Raw genomic sequence first — 21141 nt, forward strand, 5'->3', positions numbered from 1 at the left:
CATACTTTTTGACTATGAAGTGTGAATTGATTCGTTGTCAGAAGCGGGCCGAAACACCCAGCATGAAGCCGCGCCCCGGACGATAGCGTTTGGTGGTCTGCTCGCGCGTCTGCGTGCGGCCCGACGCGTCGGTGAACTCCGGGAACTGGCAGAAGCGGATCTCCTCGTTCAAGAGGTCCCGGGCGCTGAACTTCAGCTCCCAGATCCGGCCCAGCCGTTTGCTGACGACCAGATCCAGCGCGTTGCGCGGCATCTCGTACATGTCGGGGATGTCGTTGTCGATCGAACCGCCCGACGAAAGGTCCGAACGTCCGATCCCGACGATGCGCTTGCCGATGCGGTTGTAGAGCACCCCGACCGAGAGCCCCAACCGTTCGGGCTGGTAGAAGAGGCCGCCGTTGACCAGGTAGGGTGACTGCCCCTGCATCGGACGGTCGTGCTCCATCGAACCCTCGGCGAAGTTCACCTCGCTCTCGATGAGCGATGCGTTGAACGAGAGCGAAAAGTTCTTCAGCCCCAGGAAGGCCAGATCCTTGCGAATGTCGAGCTCCACGCCGTAGACGTTGGCCCGGTCGGCATTCTCGAAGGTATAGGTGTAGCTGCCGCCGGCATCGAGGATCGCCGTCTCGATCGGATTGCGGAAGTGCTTGTAGAAGAGCGACAGGGAGATCGTCTCGCCCGACGTCGGGTACCACTCGTAGCGCAGGTCGGCATTCTGCACGTAGGCCGCCGTCAGGTCGGGGTTGCCCATCACGCTGCTGAAGAGGTCGAAGTCGTAGTAGACCGACGACGACACCTCGCGGAATTCGGGCCGGTTGGTCGACATGCCGTAGGCGGCCCGCAGCTGGTGGCGGTCGGAGATGCGCCACGTGAGGTTGACCGACGGGAAGAGGTCGTCATACGTGTAGGAGGTCACCTTCGTGCGCCACTCCGAAACGCGCGTATAGCTGGTCAGGTCCATGTCGCTGTGTTCGAAGCGGACCCCAGCGTAGAGGCTCACCGGCCCCAGCGGCAGTTGAAGAGCCGCATAGGCCGCCGTCAGCAGGTTCTCGCCCTTGTAGCTGTTGCGGTTGTCCGTATCGTCGTAGACATAGAGCCGGTCGAAGCCGTAGTTGCCATCCTGCAGGATCTCGTCGACCACGTCCCCGTAGGGGAAGTCCGCCGGGAGGTTCTGCACGTTGTAGCGGTAGTAGAAGGCCCGGGTGCGGTAGTTGCGCGTGCGGTACTCGCCGTAGAGACCCGCCCGGAGCATCGGAGCAAAGCGTTCTCCCTCCCGGAAGGTGTGTTCGTAGTTGACCGATGCCGAGGCGATGTGCTCGACCAGGGAGGTGAAGTCCCGCTGGATCTCGTTCTGGTCCAGACGCATCTCGCCGTAGTGTTCGTCGCCGTAGATGTCGTTCTGCAGCAGGTTGATGATGCGGCGGTCGGGAAGGTGGCGGTCGGCGTAGGAGTAGCCCACGTTCCAGTCAATGCGGTGGCCGTCGGGCGTATGGACACCGGCAATCTGGCCGTTGTAGGTCGTGCGGCTCGAGTGGTAGTACTCGGCCTTCTGCTGGTCGTAGTGCGAGGAGATGTTCTGCCAGCCGTCGCGGAACGTATACTTGTCCTGCCCGATCTGGTTGAAGAGGTTGCGCAGCGAATAGCGGCTGTGCGGACGCAGGTACGAGAGGTTGAACATCGCTCCGAGGTGCACGTCCGTACGGTACTGGTCGTCGGTGTATTTGTAGAGGTATTCGGGCGTATCCCCACGCTTGTTGTAGACGCCGTAGCGCGAGTTCTCCATGTCGTTGATCGTGCGCTGCACGTAGCTGTAGTTCACCGCGCCGTTCATCGCCAGGCGGCGCCCCCCGGAGAGGTCCCACGACCGCCCGAACGAGAACGAGAGCTTCTGATCGGGAACCGGCCGCCGCGTGCGTACCTGCCAGTCGTTGTTGAAGCCGTTGCGCGTCATGCGCGTCACAAAGTCGGCGTCCGAATTGTCGTAACGGCCGTCGATGCCCCCGGCGACCATGCGCCGCGAGCTGCCGAAGCCGAACAGCTCCGAAGCGAACCCCTTGTTATAGAGGAAGTCACGGAAGAGGGTCGCCGTATTGAGACCGATCGAATACTGAACCGCAAAGGCGTTGTCGTCGGGCTGGTCCTTGGTCTGGATCTTGATGAAGCCGCCCGTGAAGTCGGCCGGAACCTCCGGCGAGGGGGATTTCAGAATCAGGATGTTCTCGATCTGCCCGGCGGGGATCACGTCGAACGAGAAGGCCCGCGAATCAGCCTCCGAACTCGGAACGGCCGCGTTGTTGACCCACACGTTGTTGTAACGCTGCGAAAGTCCCCGGGCGATGATAAATTTGTCGTCGATGAGCGAGATGCCCGGAATGCGCCGCACGACCTCGCCGGCATCACTGTCCTGCGTGCGGGCGATCGTCTGGCTCGAAACGCCGCTGACAACCTGCAGCGAGTTCCGTACGTCGATATTGACGGCCGATTCGGTGTTCGACCGTCGCACGGCCGTGACGACCACCTCGCCGACCTGCTCCGAGGTCTCCGTAAGTTTCACTTCGAGGTGCGTATCCGCGCCGTCGCGCACCTCGACTCCCGTCAGGCGCGCCGTGGCGTAGGTCAGCATGCTTACCTCAATGGTATGGGTGCCGGCTTCGATGTTCCCCAGATGGAACGTGCCGTCGACATCGGTGGCCGTGCCGCGCGTCGTCCCCGCCAGCAGCACCGTGGCACCCAGCACCGGCTCGCCGGTGGACGCGTCGGTCACCACGCCCGAGATGGAGCCCTGGGCAAGGATCGTCTCAATCGAAAGTAGAAGCAGCGCTGCCGTGGCAGCAAGGTTTCGTCGGATTCTGTTCATGCAGTCGTTTTCTCTCATTATCACGCTGCAAAACTACCCCACGGCTGTTTCAACGCCGATACGCCCCTGTGACAACCCCGCGAACGATCCGTTGCAAAAACGTTACACCCCTGCCGACAGCGGCCCCGGCACAAAAAGAGAGCCGGAACCCCAACGGTTCCGGCTCCGGATTCTCGGATGAAGCCTCCGCACGATCAACGACAGAGGACGATGTAATTGCGCAGGCGGTTGATCAAACGACAGTCCACATGAAGAGGGCCGCGAGACCGGCCGGCAGCGGGAGGCTCCAGGAGGCCGCGGGAGGCTGCGGAAGGCACACTGAAACTGTCCGGCAGAACCGGACCGGTAACCCCGAAAAGTTCCGGCCGCCCCTAAAACCCGGCTCTTAGCCGGGAGCGCAGAACCGGACCGGAAACCTGGGGAATTCCGGCCGCCCCTAAAACCCGACTCTTAGTCGGGAGCGCAGAACTGGACTGGAACCTTGGGGAGTTCCAGCCGCCCCTAAAACCCGGCTCTTAGCCGGGAGCGCAGAACCGGACCGGTAACCTGGGGAGTTCCGGTCGCCCCTAAAACCCGGCTCTTAGCCGGGCTCTTAGCCGGGTTACTCCCACTCGATCGTTGCGGGCGGTTTCGAGGAGATGTCGTAGACTACGCGGTTGACCCCCTTGACCTTGTTGATGATCTCGTTCGAGACATCGGCCAGGAATTCGTAGGGAAGGTGAACCCAGTCGGCCGTCATGCCGTCGGTCGAGGTCACGGCCCGCAATGCTACACAACTCTCATAGGTGCGCTCGTCGCCCATCACGCCGACGCTCTTCACCGGAAGCAGGATGGCTCCCGCCTGCCAAACCTTGTCGTAAAGTCCGGCAGCGCGCAGGGCGTCGATATAAATTTTGTCCACGTTCTGAAGAATCTCGACCTTCTCGGGGGTGATGTCACCCAGAATGCGGATGGCAAGGCCCGGTCCCGGGAAGGGATGGCGGCCAATCAGATGCTCGGAGATGCCCAGCGAACGGCCTACGCGGCGCACCTCGTCCTTGAACAACAGCCGTAGCGGCTCGACAATCCGCAGATTCATCTTCTCGGGCAGTCCGCCCACGTTGTGGTGCGACTTGATCGTGGCCGAAGGCCCGTTCACGGAGCACGACTCGATCACGTCGGGATAGATCGTCCCCTGAGCCAGCCAGCGGACATCCTTGATCTGCATGGCCTCCTCGTTGAAGACCTCCACGAAATCACGGCCGATGATCTTGCGCTTCTTCTCGGGATCGGTGACCCCGGCCAGATCGCCCAGGAACTTCGCTCCGGCCTTCACCCCCTTGACATTGAGCCCCATGTTCTCGTACGAGGCCAGCACCTCGTCGAACTCGTTCTTGCGCAGTAGCCCCGAATCGACGAAGATGCAGTAGAGGTTCTTCCCGATGGCCTTGTGCAGCAGCACGGCAGCCACCGACGAATCCACACCGCCCGACAGACCGAGCACGACCTTGTCGTTGCCCAGCTTCTCGCGCAGATCCCGAACGGTCGACTCGACGAAACTCTCCGAAGTCCACGACTGCGAGCAGCCGCAGATCCCCACGACGAAGTTCTTCAGGAGGTGCGTGCCGTCGGTCGAGTGGTAAACCTCCGGGTGGAACTGGATGCCCCACGTCTGCTCGCCCTCGATGTGGAAGGCGGCTACGCGGACATCCTCCGTACTGGCGACGATCCTGTAGTTGTCGGGGACGCGCGTGATGGTATCGCCGTGCGACATCCACACCTGCGTCGGCGAGGGAAGACCCTGCATGAGGGCATCCGCCGGATCGCTCACCGTGAGCATCGCCCGGCCGTATTCGCGGCTCGGCGCCGGCTTGACCTCACCCCCGAAGGCGTGGGCCAGGAACTGCGCGCCGTAGCAGACGCCCAGCAGCGGCAGACGCCCCTTGATGGCCGAAAGATCGGGCGTCGGGGCCTGGGCATCGCGCACCGAATAGGGGCTGCCCGAGAGAATCACACCCCGCACCGATTCGTCCAGCGTCGGAATCTTGTTGAAGGGGTGAATCTCGCAATAGACGTTCAGCTCGCGCACACGCCGCGCAATGAGCTGCGTGTACTGCGATCCGAAGTCGAGAATCAATATTTTTTCCTGCATGATAGTAGGTTTATGCTTTATTTTTTACCGGACGATTGAAGGAGCCTGCCAGACGCATCTCTTCGGCAAATGCCGAACTGCCCGCTTCTCGAATGCGTTCAATACAGCCGCGACGGTCGGAACGAAAGATGAAGCCGAAAACCTTGCCGATAAAGGCGTTGAATTTGCGGCACTCGTCCAAAGGCATCAACGTACAATCGGCACAACTCTGCCATCCGTGTTCGAGGCAACAGGACCGAATCTCACACCACGCTGCCTTCTCATTGGCATGGCATCCCGGACAAACTCCCTTAGCGAACTTGCGGCATCCTCCGCAAAAAAGACCGCAAGCCGCAACCTCCGGATTCATGGTCGTCCCGGATTTAGTGTTCGCTCGAGTAGTTGGGGGCCTCGCTCGTGATCGTCACGTCGTGCGGGTGGCTCTCGTGCATGCCCGAAGCCGTGATGCGGATGAACTGCGCCTTCTGCAGCGTCTGAATGTCCTTCGCACCGCAGTAGCCCATACCCGAACGCAGACCGCCGATCAGCTGATAGACCGTCTCGCTCAGCGACCCCTTGAACGGCACGCGGGCCACGATACCCTCCGGAACGAGTTTGCTGATGTTGCACTCGCAACCCTTCTGGAAGTAGCGGTCGGCCGATCCGGCACGCATGGCGTCGATCGAACCCATGCCGCGGTAGGCCTTGAACTTACGGCCGTTGTAGATGATCGTGTCGCCCGGAGCCTCCTCCGTACCGGCGAACATCGAACCGATCATCACGCAGTCGCCGCCCGCAGCCAGCGCCTTGACGATGTCGCCCGAGTAGCGCAGACCGCCGTCGGCGATCACCGGAACGCCCGAACCCTTGGCGGCCGAGGCGGCGGCGTAGATGGCCGACAGCTGCGGAACACCCACGCCGGCGATGATACGCGTCGTGCAGATCGAACCCGGACCGATACCGACCTTGATACCGTCGGCACCGGCGTCGATCAGGAACCTGGCGGCCTCACCCGTGGCGATGTTGCCCACCACGACATCCAGCGTCGGATAGGCCGCCTTGATCTCCTGGAGCGTGCGCACGATGTTGCGCGAGTGTCCGTGTGCGGAGTCGAGCACCACGGCATCGACATCCTCGGCCACGAGGGCTGCCACACGATCCATGGCGTCGTTGGTGATCCCCACGCCGGCAGCTACACGCAGACGACCCTTCTCGTCCTTGCAGGCATTCGGGTGATCCTGCACCTTGGTGATATCCTTATACGTAATAAGCCCCACCAGATGGCCTTCGTTGTCGACCACGGGGAGCTTTTCGATCTTGTTATTCAGAAGCACCTCCGAGGCGTGGGCCAGATCGGTGCGGTGGGTGGTGATCAGGCGGTCGCCCGGGGTCATCACCTCCTCGATGCGGCGCGACATGTCGGGCTGGAAGCGAAGGTCCCGGTTGGTGACGATGCCGATCAGGCGGAACTCGCCGTCCACGACCGGAATACCGCCGATCTTGTTCTCCTTCATCAGATTCAGGGCATCGCCCACGGTGTTGTCCTTCGAGATGGTGATCGGGTCGTAGATCATGCCGTTTTCGGCTCGCTTCACACGACGCACCTGAGCTGCCTGCTCGGCAATCGTCATGTTCTTGTGGATCACGCCGATACCACCTTCACGCGCCAGTGCAATGGCCAACGGAGCCTCGGTCACGGTATCCATCGCCGCAGAAACGATGGGGATGTTGAGCTTGATATTTCGCGAGAAACGGGTCTGGACATTGACCTCTCGCGGCAACACTTCCGAATAGGCGGGTACGAGCAGCACATCGTCGAACGTAAGTCCTTCGGGCTGAACCCTTTCATTGATAAAAGACATAATGAACGTGGATTTTTGTTGCTCGCAAAAGTAATCATTTTTTTCGAAACGGCCTAAAATCAGCCTCCCGAACGTCGACTTTTTATCAACATTTTATCAAGAAAGTTGACCGGTACGCTTTTTTTCCTATTTTTGTCCCATAACCGACAAACCCCGCAAGGATGAAAACACGCCATCTCTATCCGGCCCTCGCCCTGCTGCTTCTGGCGGCAGGCTGCGGAACCCGACCGTCGGGAAAGCCGGCCGACGCCTCCGGTCAATCCGCCACCGCCGTCTTCGAAGCATCGCCCGACCGCCGGCCCGCCCCCGGTCTCAAACTCGCCGACAGGCAGGAGTGCTCCGACGCGGCCTTGCACATCGACTCCCTCACGACGCTCCGCGGCCGGGTCGTCGTAGCCCACGAAGTGCGCTCGTTCACCCCCGAGGGTCGGCAGACCGAATACTGGCTCGTCGATCCGAGCGGCGCCCTCGAACGGGAATACGACCGGGTGAGCGGCGGCGCAACCGACGGAATGCCGCTCCGTGCCGAGTTGGAGCTCCGCTACAAGGGACCTTCGGACGAGGGCTTTGCCGCCGAATATGCCGGCGTCTTCGAGGTCGTGCGCATCCTCGCCATGGAGCGGGAGCATCCTGCCCGAGACCTGCCCCAATAAGAGAAAACGGGTGTCGTCCAACGACGACACCCGTTTTCTCTTGCGGCCTCTGGCTCCAGGCCCCCGGCTCCCGCGATCAGTACTGCTCCTTCTCGTTGGGGAAGTCGCACGACTTGACGTCCTGCACATACTGCCCGACCGCCTCGGTTATCACCGTATGCAGATCGGCGTAGCGGCGCAGGAAACGCGGCGAGAAGCCCTTGTTGATGCCCAGCATGTCGTGAATCACCAGCACCTGGCCGTCGCAGCCCGGGCCGGCTCCGATACCGATCGTCGGCGTCGGGATCTCGCGGGTCACCCGCGTGGCAAGCGCTGCCGGGATCTTCTCGAGCACGATGCCGAAGCAGCCCGCCTCGCTCAGCAGATGGGCGTCGTGGAGCAGCTTCTCGGCTTCGGCCTCCTCCTTGGCCCGCACGGCGTAGGTGCCGAACTTGTGGATCGACTGCGGCGTCAGCCCCAGGTGACCCATCACCGGAATGCCGGCCGAGAGGATGCGCTGCACCGACTCGAGGATCTCCTCACCGCCCTCGATCTTCACGGCATCGGCCTCGGTCTCCTTCATGATGCGGATGGCCGAATCAAGCGCCACCTTCGAGTTGCCCTGGTAGGTGCCGAACGGAAGGTCGACCACCACCAGCGCCCGGTTGACGGCACGCACCACCGAACGGGCGTGATAGATCATCATTTCGAGTGTAATGGGCACCGTCGTCTCATAACCGGCCATCACGTTGGCCGCCGAGTCGCCCACCAGAATCACGTCGACACCCGCGGCATCAACGATCTTGGCCATCGAATAGTCATACGAGGTCAGCATGGCAATCTTCTCGCCGCGCTGCTTCATCTCCGTAAGGCGGTAGGTCGTCACCACCCGAACTGTACTTTCTACGGACATTTCTTTCAGTTTTTAGGATTTTCAGCGCGGCAAAGATAACGCTTTGCATAGATTTGGCAAAAAAATTGCCACAGAACAACCCCTCCCGACACCGCGACGTTGATCGAATGTTTCGTCCCGGCCTGCGGGATCTCCAGCGCACCGTCGCAGAGGTCCACCACCTGCTGGTCGACCCCGTCAACCTCGTTGCCGAAAACCAGCGCATACTTCGCATCGGACTCCGGTGCAAAGTCATCGAGCATCACCGCCCCCTCGACCTGCTCGACGGCCAGCACCCGGTAGCCTTCGCCGTGCAGCGCCTCGACGCATGCCGCGGTCGACTCCCAATGGCCCCACGACACCGTCTGGTCGGCACCGAGCGCCGTCTTGTGGATCTCGCGCGAAGGGGGCACGGCCGTGATGCCGCACAGCTCGATGCACTCCACGGCAAAGGCGTCGCCCGTACGGAAAAAAGCACCGACGTTCTGCGCCGAACGCACGTTGTCCAGCACCACCCGCACCGCCATCTTCCGGCTGCGAGCAAACTCCTCGGGCGTCGGACGCCCCAACTCTTCGTTCGTAATTTTACGCATATCGGGTCGAAATGAGTGATTTCGGCGGCAAAAGTAAGCAAATAAAAAATATTTTATCTAATTTTGAGGCCTCAATTCAACAGAACCATGTCTCTGAAAAAAGTCTTCGCTCTGGCCGCCGCTCTCGCCATTTCGGGAGGCAGTCTGTTCGCCCAGAAAATCCTCGTCGGCGCCGACTTCGAAACCCGATTCGACAACCGCGAATACGCCAACAACGACTTCAACGAATCGCAGACGCTCTTCAGCGCCCGCCTCACCCCGCGCATCGGGATCGAATGGCAGGAGAAGAACCAGTTGGTCGTCGGCGTCGAGATGATGCAGAACTTCGGCCAGTACAACCCCCAGGGCGACCGTTTCCTGAGCGACGTCAAGCCGCTGATGTACTACCGCTTCAAGACCGCGAACGTCCAGGCCAATGCCGGTATCTTCAACCGCAAGGAGCTCATGGGCGACTACTCGACGGCCTTCTTCAGCGACTCGACCCGCTTCTACCACAACCGCCTCTCGGGATTCCTCGGACGCTACGTCTCCACCCAACGCCAAAAGACCTACGTCGAACTGGCCGTCGACTGGGAGGGCATGTACTCCGAAGCCTCGCGCGAGATGTTCCGCATCCTTTCGGCCGGCCGCTACACCACCCGCCCCGGATTCTACGTCGGATACGCCTTCTCGATGTTCCACTTCGCCGGCTCGAAGCTCAACGAGAACGTCACGGACAACCTGCTGCTGAACCCCTACATCGGCTGGGAGTTCAACGCCTTCTTCGACTTCGACATCCAGGGAGGTCTGCTCTTCGCCCCGCAGCGCGGCCGCAGCGTCGACCACACCTGGCGCAAACCCTACGGCGGTCAGTTGGACGTCACCATCTCGCGCTGGGGCCTCAAGATCGAGAACAACCTCTATCTGGGCAAGAACCTCCAGCCGCTGCGCAACTACGTGGCCAATCCCCTGACGGGGGGGGGGCCTTACCTACGGCCAGGACGGCCTCTATGCCGGCGAACCGTTCTACGCGACCACCAAGCACATCTACAACCGCACGTGGGTCGGCTACGATCGCAAATTCTTCCACGACACGATGCACGTCGAGGCCGGCATGGTCTTCCACTACGACGGAACGGGACTCGGCACGCAGCAGGTCGTCCAGCTGTCGGTCGACATCCAGCGGCTCTTTGACATCGGCCCCCGAAAGCCGGCACCCTACCGTCCGGGGCCCGCACCGCGCCCCTGCTGCTACTGATCCGCAGCCCGTTTGACCGACCATTCATTCACGCACAAGCAAATTCACGAAAAATATGGCAAGCGAAATCAACGAAACCCGAGAGAAGCCGCGCAACTTCCTCGAAGAGATCATCGAAGAGTCCATCGCCAACGGCGTCACCGAAATACAGACCCGTTTCCCGCCCGAACCCAACGGATACCTCCATATCGGCCACGCCAAGAGCATCTGCATCAACTTCGGCCTGGCCAAGAAATACGGCGGCAAGTGCAACCTGCGCTTCGACGACACGAACCCCGTCAAGGAGGACGTCGAGTATGTCGACTCGATCAAGCGCGACATCCACTGGCTGGGCTTCGACTGGGCGCTGGAGCGCTACGCCTCGGACTACTTCGACCAGCTCTACGAATGGGCCATCGTCCTGATCAGGAAGGGGCTGGCCTACGTCGACGACCAGACCCAGGAGCAGATCCGCGAAAACCGCGGTACGGTCTCCGAACCCGGAAAGCCCTCGCCCTGGCGCGACCGTTCGGTCGAGGAGAACCTCGATCTGTTCCAGCGCATGAAGGCCGGCGAATTCCCCGACGGTTCGAAGGTCCTGCGCGCCAAGATCGACATGGCCCATCCGAACATGCTCTTCCGCGACCCGATCATGTACCGCATCATCCACGCCGAACACCACCGCACGGGCAACAAGTGGTGCATCTACCCGATGTACGACTACGCCCACGGCCAGAGCGACTCGATCGAGCACGTCACCCACTCGATCTGCACGCTGGAGTTCGACGTCCACCGTCCGCTCTACGACTGGTTCATCCAGGCGCTGGGCATCTTCCCGTCGCACCAGTACGAATTCGCGCGGCTGAACCTCACCTATACGCTCATGTCGAAACGCCGCCTGCTGAAGCTCGTGCAGGAGGGGGCCGTCATGGGCTGGGACGACCCGCGCATGCCGACGATCTGCGCCCTGCGCCGCAAGGGTTACACCCCGGCATCGGTGCGCAACTTCGCCGAGATGGTCGGCGTGGCCAAGCGCGACAACGTCATCGATCTGGCCAAACTCGAATACTGCGTCCGCGAGGATCTGAACAAGGTCGCCGAGCGCCGCATGGCCGTGCTCAACCCCCTGAAGGTGACCGTCACCAACTACCCCGAGGGCAAGACCGAACTGTTCACCGCCGTGAACAACCCCGAGGACGAGGCCGCCGGCACGCGTCAGGTTCCCTTCTCGCGCGTGATCTACATCGAGCGCGACGACTTCATGGAGAATCCCCCGAAGAAGTTCTTCCGCCTGCAGCCCGGCGGCGAGGTACGCCTGCGCTACTCGTACCTGATCAAGTGCGAGGAGGTGGTCAAGGATGCCCAGGGCAACATCACCGAGCTGCGCTGCACGTATGACCCGATGTCCGGAAACGGCTCGTCGAGCGACGGCCGCCGCGTGAAGGGCGTTATCCACTGGGTATCGGCCCAGGATGCGCTGGAGGCCGAGATCCGGCTCTTCAACCCGCTCTTCACGAAGGAGAACCCCGACGACGTCGAGGAGGGCCAGACCTGGGAGGACAACCTCAACCCCGAGTCGATGGTCAAGATCAAGGGTTACCTCGAGCCCTCGCTGCGCGACATCCCCGTGGGACAGGCCGTACAGTTCGAACGCGTGGGCTACTTCTGCCCCGATACAGACTCGACGCCCGACCATCTGGTCTTCAACCGCACCGTGACGCTCAAGGACTCCTGGGCCAAGATCAACAAATAGGATCGGCCGGACGGCCACTCAATCGTAAAGAGGCGGAGATTTTCAGAAAATCTCCGCCTCTTTACGTCATACCGGGAATCGGTCAGTGCGTATTTTCCCGAGACTTCCAGGGAGCTCCGTTCCGCCGCAACGGAAGAGCATAAAATCTCCGCCTCTTTACGTCATACCGGGAATCGGTCAGTGCGTATTTTCCCGAGACTTCCAGGGAGCTCCGTTCCGCCGCAACGGAAGAGCATAGTAGAACACCTGCCACGCTTCGTGGATCCAGCAGGCATTCCAGCGTGTAGACTCCATGAATGCCCTCCGGGCCCGTTGGACCAGCGGGTCGGAGGGATCCGTAAGAATGGTATCTCCCGACAGGAAAAGCGTAGATCTCAGAATCCGGACCGGGTATCCCGTGGAATCCGCGGCAAAATGCACGGAAAAAGCCAAAAACGGCGGCAGCGAATCCGTCGGTCCGAGCTGGTCGAACGCCTCGGACAACCGGCGTTGATTCTCCTGCAAATCGACGCCCCGCTTATACGCCCGGTTGCGGAAATGGCGGGCCGGGCCGATCTTACCCGCTTCAACGGAGGCTGTCCACTCCTCTTCAAAAATGGCTCGACGCTCGTAACAGATCACCTCGCCCCGGCCGTAACAGATCTCACCGCTGAACCACGACGCACGAACCCGTCCCCCTTCGGCCCATTCCGGAAAGAGTTCCTCGGCCGTAAAAAGGGGGTTATCCGTACAGGTATACACCCGTTCGAGCCACAGCTGTCCCTCCTCCAGCCGCCAACAACCCACATAGCCGCGCCAGCAGGCCGTACTGATGGGGACATCGGCCTCTTCCAGACGCGCGTCAAGACGCATCCGCATCGTACTGTCGGCATACTCAAGCGGGTAGGCAAACATCGACAGCGTATCGCGTCCCACAATCAGGCGTTCAGACATCTGTATCGTGGCAAACGACGGCACCGTGATCCACAATGCAGCCAGCAGGAAAACGATCCGTTTCATGACTTTTCTGGTTGGTTCGGCCGGAATAAAGTTACGCTTTTTTCGCCGGACAGTCAATCCCCTCCACAAAAAAGTGCGGGTGGAAGCCCCTCCGAGATCTTCACCCGCACATCCTATAAAATCCGCTGTTTCGGCCCGTAACCCTACATCATCCGCCCGAACGTGCGGCCGCCCAGCATGTAGCGCACCACGATCGAACCGCGGTAGATGTGCCGGGCCTCGGCCTTGCGCGAGGAACGGATCGCCCGCCGCTTTTCGGCCAGTGCGCCGTGCCAGCGCAGGAAGTCCCGCCAGGCACGGAAGACGGCCCGGAAATTGTCGGCACGCCCCTGCACCAGATACGACAGGGCCGCCAGCAGGTCCAGCACCGGACGCACCACGGCAACCAGTATCCGCTGTCCGGGCGAGGAGCATTTGTAGAGCATGGCCAGGTTGTTGCGGTGGTTGTAGAAGACCTTCGACGGCGAGTCGGTCTGCAGCGTCCCGCCCCCCAGGTGGTAGACCCGGCTCTCGGGAACCACCCGCACGCGGTAGCCCGCCAGCTGCATCCGCCAGCAGAGGTCGATCTCCTCCATGTGGGCGAAGAAGTCGTCGTCGAAGCCCCCCAACCGGTGGAAAAGCTCCGCCCGGCAGCAGAAGGCCGCCCCGCTCACCCAGAACAGATCGCGCGCATCGTCGTACTGGCCCCGATCCTCCTCCACCGTGCGCAGGATCCGACCCCGGCAGAAGGGATAACCCAGCCAATCGACATATCCGCCCGAAGCTCCGGCATACTCGAACATCCGCCGATCCTCCGAGGAGATCAGCTTCGGGGAGACAACCCCCACGTCGGGATTCCGATCCAGCGCCTCCACCAACGGGGCGAGCCACCCCCGGGGCGTCTCCACGTCGGAGTTCAGCAGCACGTAGTAGTCCGCCTCGATACACTGCAGCGCCCGGTTGTAGCCGCCGGCAAAACCGTAGTTGCGGTCCATGCGGAGCACCGTCACCGAGGGGAACTCGCTCCGCAAGACCTCCACGGAGTCGTCCGTCGAGCCGTTGTCGGCCACGACAACCTCCACACCGGCCGGCGCCGCAGCCACCACCGAAGGCAAAAAACGACGCAGGTGAGCTACGCCGTTCCAATTCAGTATGACGATCTTAACAATTGACATCCCGTTTGTGTTTCCAGCGTTTGTGCGACCAGATCCACAGTTCGGGACGACGGCGGATCTCCGCCTCGAGCAGTCGCACGTAACGCTCCGTAATTTCATTCTCCGCCACCGGCTCCACCCCGTCGTAGATCGGTGCGAACGACATCTCGTAACGGCCCCTCGACAGGCGGTCCATCTTCACGAAATAGACCGGAAGATGACAGCGGAGGGCCAGTTTCTCACCGCCGTCGAAGAAGATCGTATCCTGGTTCAGGAAACGGAACCAGTGGCTGTCGGGACGCCGCGGCGGATTCTGATCGGCGATCAGCCCCATCACAAGATTCCTGCCATGAAGCCCCTTGCCGCGGTTGCGCAGGAAGAAGCGCAGGCTTTCGTTCATCGAGACCGTCGTGGCATGGTCGCCGTTGCGCAGCCGCTGGTAGAAGGCCTCCATGATCTTGCTGCGCAGCGGGTGGTAGACCGCCACGATGACCTGCGACGGCACGTAGAGCCCCCAGAAGGAGCTGTACTCCCAACATCCGAAGTGGGCCGTCATGGCGATCCAGTCGCGTCCCTCGACCCGCTGGCGATGCTCCTCCAGTCCGCGGATGGTCAGCGAACGGTGCCATTTGCGCGAGGTGAGATGGGCCAGATCGAGCGTATCGACGAAGATCTCGGCCAGCGTCCGGTAGAAGCGGCGCCCGATCTCCGCACGCTCCCCGTCGCTCTTCTCCGGGAACGAATTGCGCAGATTCACGGCCACAACACCCCGCCGGTAGCGGATACCATAGTATAAGAGCAGATAGAGCAGATTCTCGACAATGTGATACTTGAACCAGCGGGGCATCACCGCAAAGAGACGTGCCCCGACCCAGAGTGCCTCCAGACCGATCCGCTGCCAAATATTCATCTTCGGATATTTCATTACGGCCTACAGATCGTCAGGGTTCCACGAAAATTTTCACGTCCGCGACCTTCGTCCGCAGCCGCAGCCAGTTGCGGAGCGTCGTCTCGTCGAGCGGTCGCAGGCTGTCCCGACGCGTCACCACGCAGATCAGCGCCGTATCCTGCGGCACACCCTCCACATCGAACGTAATGCCCTTGGTCAGCGACACCGCCCGCACGTTCTCCATCAGCGCACCGATCTCACGCGAAACGTCGTTCACCCCGACATCCTCCGTAACACGGTAACGCTTCAGCTGCGACGACATCTCCTCGATGCGGCGGTTCTTCTCGGCCAGCAGCTCCTGATAGCTCTGCTGCAGCGACACCACATCGACGCGATCCTCCGTATTGGCCTGCCGCACGACCAGTTCCGTGCGGTCGAGGCCGTAGCCGTCCAGCTGCGCCCGGGCACTCTCGATCACTTCGTCGCCCAACGCCTCGCCCACCAGCAGCAGTTCGATCCGCGATCCCTTGCGGGCATAGTGCTTGTTGCACTCGATGACGCGCGTCTGCGGGAAGTTGAAGACCTGCGCCACGTACTTGTCCGCCGCCGCCTCGAAGAGCGAAACCCGCACCATGTGGAAGCCGATCACCACACTCGGGATGAAGGTCACCAGCGTGATGACCATCATCAGCCGTTTGACCTTGCGTTCGCGCGCCTTGTCGATGAAGACCTTCTTTTCGTAGCCCAGGAAACGGACCATCACGTAGGTGGCCAGGGCGATGAAGACCGAGTTGATGAAGAAAAGGTAAAACGCCCCGAAAAAGAAGCGGAACTGTCCCGAGGCCAGTCCGAAACCGGCCGTGCAGAGGGGCGGGATCAGCGCCGTGGCGATGGCCACGCCCGGGATGACGGTCGAGGTGCGGTCCTGCCGCGTCTGGGCCACGATGCCCGCCAGACCGCCGAACAAGGCGATCAGCACGTCGTAGGTCGTCGGGGTTGTCCGGGCCAACAGTTCGCTGCTGTTCGACGACAGGGGCGAGATGAGGAAGTAGACCGTCGAGGTGACGATGGCCACGATGAACATCAGCGCCAGATTGCGCAGCGAACGCTTCAGCAGTTCAAAGTCGTTGATTCCCAGCGAGAGGCCGACACCCATGATCGGCCCCATGATCGGCGAGATGAGCATCGCGCCGATGATCACCGCGGCCGAATTGACGTTCAGCCCCAGCGAGGCAATCATCGTGGCGAAGATCAGCACCCAGAGGTTCACCCCGCGGAATTCGACCCCCTTGGAGATGTTGGCCACCACTTCGTCGCGCTGCGCCTTGTCGTCCTCCAGGTTGAACCGCCCCCGGAGGAATTCGCGCATCTCGCCCAGCCAGGCGACAAACGAACGTTGCCGGTCGGTATGCGTGGTGTCGTTCCGGTTATTCATGGTCGTTTTCATTCGGATGGGTTTCGCCGCGATCGTCGGCATCGTTCTCTGCCCCGTTCTCCGCCCCGCTCTCCGCTCCATCCGCCTCCGACGGGCGGCGGCGCGACTTGCCGCGCACGACCAGGACAAATTCGCCCTTGGGTTCGTGGGTGCGGAAATGGTCGAGCACCTCGGCCAGCGTGCCGCGCACGGTCTGCTCGAACTTCTTGGTCAGTTCGCGCGAGACCGAGACTTCGCGATCCGCCCCGAAGCACTCGACAAACTGCTCCAGGCAGCGGACCACGCGGTAGGGCGATTCGTAGAAGATCATCGTGCGCTCCTCGTCGCGCAGGCTCTGCAGGTGTTTCATGCGGCCCTTCTTCTGCGGGAGGAACCCCTCGAAGCAGAAGCGGTCACACGGGAATCCGCTCTGCACCAGCGCCGGGATCAGCGCCGTGGCGCCGGGCAGCGTCTCGACTTCGATGCCCGCCTCGACACACGTGCGCACGAGCAGAAAACCCGGGTCGGAGATACCCGGCGTGCCGGCATCCGAGACCAGGGCGGCGTCGTGTCCCGCAGCGATCGTCTCGGCGACCATCTGCACGGTGGCGTGTTCGTTGAACTTGTGGTGCGAGCGGAGTTTCTGCTCGATGCCGAGGTGTTTGAGCAGAAACGACGTCGTGCGCGTATCCTCGGCCAGGACGAAATCCACCTCGCGCAGCACCTTCACCGCGCGCAGCGTGATGTCATCCAGATTGCCGATCGGCGTAGGTACGATATAGAGTTTGGCCATGCCGTCAAGCGAATTTGCGTTCGAGAAGCTCCATCAGGAGTTTGGCGCCGTCGGAATTGGGGTTCCAGGCGTAATGCTCGGCAATGAAGATCATGCAGTCGTCGAGGTCGTCGAAGCCGTTGAGCGTCTCGATCGCACGCTCGAAGGCCGCACCGTCACCGCCGAACAGGTCGCGGATCAACAGGAACTTGTCGTTCAGACCAATGGCCTGACGAAGATCCGTGATCGGTTCGTTGTGAAGGATCTCCGATGCCATGTCACGCGGCGGCGCAATCGTATCGGCCAGCGTCTGCACGCGGGGGTTGATCACCTCGCCCAGTACCGCACCGGCCGACGCAATCGGCATTCCGCCCTCCGTCCGGCGATCGGTGTCGTCGGAGGCGGGATCAAAGGCCGATGTCCTCGGCTTCGATTCGGGTTCCGGTGCGGGGGTCGGTGCGGTCGGAACCGATTCGGATTCGAGTTCTGATTCGGGTTCAGGTGCGAGCTCGGGATCGGATTCGGATTCGAATTCGGGTTCAGGTTCGGATTCGGATTCGGCTTCAGGTTCGGGTTCAGGTTCGGCCGATGCCGTCCGGGCAGTCGACACCGTAGCCGATTCAACCGGGGCCGGAGCTGACGTCTTCTCCGACACTTCTTCGGAAGGCTGGTCGGCCCGGGCAGGTGCAGCGTGCGGCTCGGTAGTTGTCGGGCCTTCATCCGTCTGTTTCGACGTTGTTTTTTCGGTAAAGGCTTCGGAGCCGCGCTCAACCTCGATGATCTCGAAGGGTTGCGAGACGTCGGTCGACGTGGATGAGGCCGGAGAGAACGCACCCGGCGTCGGCGACAGGCGACGGCCCGATGCGGCCGGCCTTTCCGGTTCGGGCGAAGGCCCGTAGAGCGACATGATGACCCGCTGTTTGTGACGGTGGCGGACCGTCTCCTCATCCTCCATCCCGAAAAGCGTAGGTGAAGCGGCATGGTGCGATTTCGCGGCGGCAGGTTCGGCACTCCGGGACGAATCCAGCGTAACGGACACCTCCGGGGCATCCGGTTCGAGTATCACCGATTCGGGGGGCTCCGGCTCGGCCGTTTCCGATTCGGCTGACTGTGTCTCAACAGACTCCGCCGGCTGTTCTTCAACAGACTCGGTCGGTGTCGATGCGGAGGATTCGGCAGGCTGCAGTTCAACGGATTCAACCGGAGTCGATGCAGCGGGTTCAGTGAGTTCTGCGGTCTGCGGTTCGGCCGGCTGCGGTTCGGCCGGCTCGGTCGGCTCCGATTCGGCAGGCTGTGTCTCAGCAGGCTCCACCGACTGCTCTTCTACAGTCTCGGCCCTTTCCGGTTCGGCTGGCCCCGGTCCAACTTCAGCGCCGAACGGTGCCGAGGGTTCCGCATAGATGGGTCCTTCGGGCTCCCCCAGATCGGGAAAGCCGTCCAAGGAAAGAACCGCCCCCAAATCAAGCGATTCGGGAAGCTCCTCTTCGGGCACCGCCTCGGCGGAGACCTCCTTCGCCTGCACGGCTCCGGGCCCGGCAAAACGGATCGCTTCGTAGAGGTCGCGCAACTTCTGCAGAGCCAGATCCCGCTCCACATCCGGTATCTGATCCGTCTGCGACCACCCGTCGATCAATGCGGCGAGTCGCTGCAGATCGGTTTGCATTGTTTTCCAATCCATCGTCCGTTTATTTTAGACCTTCAAAGATACGCATAAACCACCGTTCGGCAAAAAATCACGGCGATAATTTTCCACAAAGCCCCGCCCGGAGGCCTCTCGCATGCGCAGGAGGAGCCTTGCCGACCATTTTCCGGTCCGCAGCGCAAACCCGCAGCGGAAAATAGACCGCACGGGGTAAAAATTGCCGGCAAAGTTGTCTTTTTGCCCCCGACTTTTCGTATCTTTGCGCTGCGAACAAAAAAATTCGAAATACATGGCATTACAATGCGGCATCGTCGGTCTGCCGAACGTGGGCAAATCGACGCTTTTCAACTGCCTGTCCAACGCAAAGGCTCAGGCTGCCAACTTCCCCTTCTGCACCATCGAACCCAACGTCGGCGTCATCACCGTACCCGATCAGCGGCTGATCCGCCTGGCCGAAATAGACCACCCCAAACGGGTCATCCCCACCACCATCGAGATCGTCGACATCGCCGGTCTGGTCAAGGGCGCCTCGAAGGGCGAAGGTCTGGGCAACAAGTTCCTCGGAAATATCCGCAACACGAACGCAATCATCCACGTGCTGCGCTGCTTCGACAACGGAAACATCACCCACGTCGACGGTTCGATCGACCCGGTGCGCGACAAGGGCATCATCGACACGGAGCTCCAGCTGAAGGACCTCGAGACGGTCGAGAACCGGCTGGCCAAGACCCAGAAGCAGGCCACCTCGGGCGGCGACAAGAACGCCAAACGCGCCGTCGAGCTGCTGCTCCAGTACAAGTCGGTGCTCGAGCAGGGCAAGAGCGCCCGCACCGTGGAGCTCGACAAGGAGGACCGCAAGCTCGTTGCCGACCTCAACCTGCTGACTGACAAACCCGTGCTATACGTCTGCAACGTCGACGAAAAGAGCGCCGCAACGGGCAACGCCTACACCGAGGCTGTACGGAAGGCCATTGCCGACGAAAAGGCCGAGATGCTCATCATCGCCGCCGCCACCGAGGCCGACATCGCCGAACTCGAGAGCTACGACGAACGGCAGATGTTCCTCGAGGATCTGGGGCTGGAGGAGTCGGGTGTGGCCCGGCTGATCAAAGCGGCCTACAAATTGCTCAATCTCGAAACGTTCTTCACCACCGGAGCCGACGAAACCCGCGCCTGGACCTACTCCCGCGGCATGAAGGCCCCCCAGACGGCCGGTATCATCCACACCGACTTCGAGAAGGGATTCATCCGTGCCGAGGTCATCAAGTACGACGACTACGTCACGCTCGGGTCGGAGAAGGCCTGCCGCGACGCCGGCAAGATCGGCATCGAGGGCAAGGACTACGTCGTGCAGGACGGCGACATCATGCACTTCCTCTTCAACGTCTGACCGAGCGGGTGGTGGTGGTGGTGGGGCCGAAGTCCCGCTGAGACGAGGCAGACATCCGCGGTGATGGGGCCGAAGTCCCGCCGAGAAGCAATTAACGACCCGCGCAGACAAGCCGGCTCCAGACCACGCGGCAAGAAGAGACCGCCCCGCCAAGGCACCAAAAGCAAACCCGGCGCACGTCGAAAATTCGGGATGCGCCCCAAAGACAATGGAAAACCTCAAAAACTGTTGACCATGAAAAACGCAAAGTACCTCCTTCTGGGCATCGCGGCCATCATTTGCGCCGCCGTGCTCGCCCGCGCCTACACCTACAAGTATCGCTCGCAGGACACGATCGTCGTGACGGGCCTCGGCGAAACGGAATTCACGTCGGACCTGATCGTCTGGTCGGCCACCCTCACGGCCGAAGCCCAGCAGGTTGCCGCCGGATACGCCCAGATCGAACAGAGCAAGGCCAAAGTGCAGAAATACCTCGAAGAGAAGGGGCTGCCGGCCGATGCCGTGGTCTTCGAGTTCGTCAACGTCGACAAGCAGTTCGAACCGGTCTACAACGCCAACGGAAACTGGGCCGGGCAGCGCTTCAAATGCTACCAGCTGCGGCAGCGCTTCACCGTCGAGTCGCGTGACGTGGAACGCGTCGAGACCATTTCGCGCGAGATCTCCTCGCTCATCGCCCAGGGCGTCTCGATCGAGGCCTACGCCCCGGACTACTACTACACGAAGCTCGACGACGTGAAGATGGGGCTGATCGAGACCGCTTCGGCCGACGCCCGGATGCGCGCCGAAAAGATCGCCGTCAACGCCGGCACGAAGATCGGCCGCGTGGCCTCGGCCCGCATGGGCGTCTTCCAGATCACCGGTGCCAATACCAACGAGGAGTTCTCGGCCGGCGGTTCGTTCAACACCGCAAGCCGCCAGAAGAAGGCCCGCATCACCATGCGCATCGAATACCGCGTGAAATAACCGGGGTCCTCAAGAGGAGGGGGG

The 21141-nt window shown here is 61.6% G+C and carries 17 protein-coding genes; 5 read left to right on the forward strand and 12 right to left on the reverse strand.

What is annotated here, in order from left to right; translation table 11 throughout:
* Positions 1 to 37 precede the first annotated feature (37 nt).
* The 4 genes from B5G09_RS00305 to guaB all read right to left on the reverse strand — a co-directional run bounded on the left by B5G09_RS00305 (position 38) and on the right by guaB (position 6829).
* Entirely contained in the window at positions 38 to 2857 is a 2820-nt protein-coding gene (locus B5G09_RS00305; protein ID WP_087403859.1) for a TonB-dependent receptor, read from the reverse strand.
* Positions 2858 to 3458: 601 nt separating this feature from the next.
* A complete protein-coding gene (gene guaA, locus B5G09_RS00310) occupies positions 3459 to 4988 on the reverse strand; it encodes a glutamine-hydrolyzing GMP synthase (RefSeq protein WP_087403561.1) in 1530 nt (509 codons plus the stop codon).
* 10 nt (positions 4989 to 4998) lie between these two features.
* Positions 4999 to 5337 carry a DUF3795 domain-containing protein gene (locus B5G09_RS00315; RefSeq protein WP_087403562.1) on the reverse strand — a complete coding sequence of 113 codons (339 nt, stop codon included), beginning with the start codon at positions 5335 to 5337 and terminating at the stop codon, positions 4999 to 5001.
* A gap of 13 nt (positions 5338 to 5350) precedes the next feature.
* Complete coding sequence (gene guaB / locus B5G09_RS00320) at positions 5351 to 6829, reverse strand: IMP dehydrogenase (RefSeq protein WP_087403563.1); 1479 nt, start codon at positions 6827 to 6829, stop codon at positions 5351 to 5353.
* Positions 6830 to 6990: 161 nt separating this feature from the next.
* Here guaB and B5G09_RS00325 point away from each other — a divergent pair, with 161 nt between their 5' ends.
* Complete coding sequence (locus B5G09_RS00325) at positions 6991 to 7482, forward strand: hypothetical protein (protein WP_087403564.1); 492 nt, start codon at positions 6991 to 6993, stop codon at positions 7480 to 7482.
* 76 nt (positions 7483 to 7558) lie between these two features.
* Here B5G09_RS00325 and panB read toward each other — a convergent pair whose 3' ends face one another.
* Together panB and B5G09_RS00335 are read right to left on the reverse strand one after the other, a co-directional pair.
* Positions 7559 to 8374 (reverse strand): 3-methyl-2-oxobutanoate hydroxymethyltransferase, encoded by an 816-nt coding sequence (gene panB / locus B5G09_RS00330; RefSeq protein ID WP_087403565.1) that lies wholly within the window; start codon positions 8372 to 8374, stop codon positions 7559 to 7561.
* Positions 8375 to 8379: 5 nt separating this feature from the next.
* Positions 8380 to 8946 carry a TrmH family RNA methyltransferase gene (locus B5G09_RS00335; RefSeq protein ID WP_087403566.1) on the reverse strand — a complete coding sequence of 189 codons (567 nt, stop codon included), beginning with the start codon at positions 8944 to 8946 and terminating at the stop codon, positions 8380 to 8382.
* 87 nt (positions 8947 to 9033) lie between these two features.
* On the opposite strand from B5G09_RS00335, the gene B5G09_RS00340 reads away from it, so the two are divergent.
* Entirely contained in the window at positions 9034 to 10119 is a 1086-nt protein-coding gene (locus B5G09_RS00340) for a hypothetical protein (RefSeq protein WP_241147514.1), read from the forward strand.
* Positions 10120 to 10238: 119 nt separating this feature from the next.
* Positions 10239 to 11915: a glutamine--tRNA ligase/YqeY domain fusion protein gene (locus B5G09_RS00345; protein WP_087403567.1), complete on the forward strand. Its 1677-nt coding sequence runs from the start codon at positions 10239 to 10241 to the stop codon at positions 11913 to 11915.
* A 177-nt stretch (positions 11916 to 12092) separates the two neighbouring features.
* On the opposite strand, the gene B5G09_RS00350 is transcribed toward B5G09_RS00345, so the two are convergent.
* The 6 genes from B5G09_RS00350 to B5G09_RS14035 form a co-directional block, all read right to left on the reverse strand.
* The gene (locus tag B5G09_RS00350) at positions 12093 to 12914 is read right to left on the reverse strand and encodes a hypothetical protein (RefSeq protein ID WP_087403568.1); all 822 of its coding nucleotides are present in this window, start codon (positions 12912 to 12914) and stop codon (positions 12093 to 12095) included.
* A 143-nt stretch (positions 12915 to 13057) separates the two neighbouring features.
* Positions 13058 to 14068, reverse strand: coding sequence for a glycosyltransferase family 2 protein (locus B5G09_RS00355; RefSeq protein WP_087403569.1), 1011 nt, complete (start codon positions 14066 to 14068; stop codon positions 13058 to 13060).
* Positions 14055 to 14972: a lysophospholipid acyltransferase family protein gene (locus B5G09_RS00360; RefSeq protein WP_087403570.1), complete on the reverse strand. Its 918-nt coding sequence runs from the start codon at positions 14970 to 14972 to the stop codon at positions 14055 to 14057. The genes B5G09_RS00355 and B5G09_RS00360 overlap by 14 nt, the downstream gene beginning before the upstream one ends.
* A gap of 16 nt (positions 14973 to 14988) precedes the next feature.
* Positions 14989 to 16371, reverse strand: coding sequence for a TIGR00341 family protein (locus B5G09_RS00365; RefSeq protein ID WP_087403571.1), 1383 nt, complete (start codon positions 16369 to 16371; stop codon positions 14989 to 14991).
* Entirely contained in the window at positions 16364 to 17143 is a 780-nt protein-coding gene (gene rsmI / locus B5G09_RS00370; protein ID WP_087403572.1) for a 16S rRNA (cytidine(1402)-2'-O)-methyltransferase, read from the reverse strand. Before rsmI ends, B5G09_RS00365 begins: the two co-directional genes overlap by 8 nt.
* Before the next feature lie 4 nt (positions 17144 to 17147).
* Positions 17148 to 18800, reverse strand: coding sequence for a hypothetical protein (locus B5G09_RS14035; protein WP_162608216.1), 1653 nt, complete (start codon positions 18798 to 18800; stop codon positions 17148 to 17150).
* 253 nt (positions 18801 to 19053) lie between these two features.
* Here B5G09_RS14035 and ychF point away from each other — a divergent pair, with 253 nt between their 5' ends.
* Together ychF and B5G09_RS00385 are read left to right on the forward strand one after the other, a co-directional pair.
* A complete protein-coding gene (ychF, locus tag B5G09_RS00380; RefSeq protein WP_087403574.1) occupies positions 19054 to 20154 on the forward strand; it encodes a redox-regulated ATPase YchF in 1101 nt (366 codons plus the stop codon).
* 234 nt (positions 20155 to 20388) lie between these two features.
* Entirely contained in the window at positions 20389 to 21117 is a 729-nt protein-coding gene (locus tag B5G09_RS00385; protein ID WP_087403575.1) for an SIMPL domain-containing protein, read from the forward strand.
* Positions 21118 to 21141: the final 24 nt, after the last annotated feature.

Source organism: Alistipes sp. An54 (assembly GCF_002159375.1).
Lineage (GTDB): Bacteria > Bacteroidota > Bacteroidia > Bacteroidales > Rikenellaceae > Alistipes > Alistipes megaguti.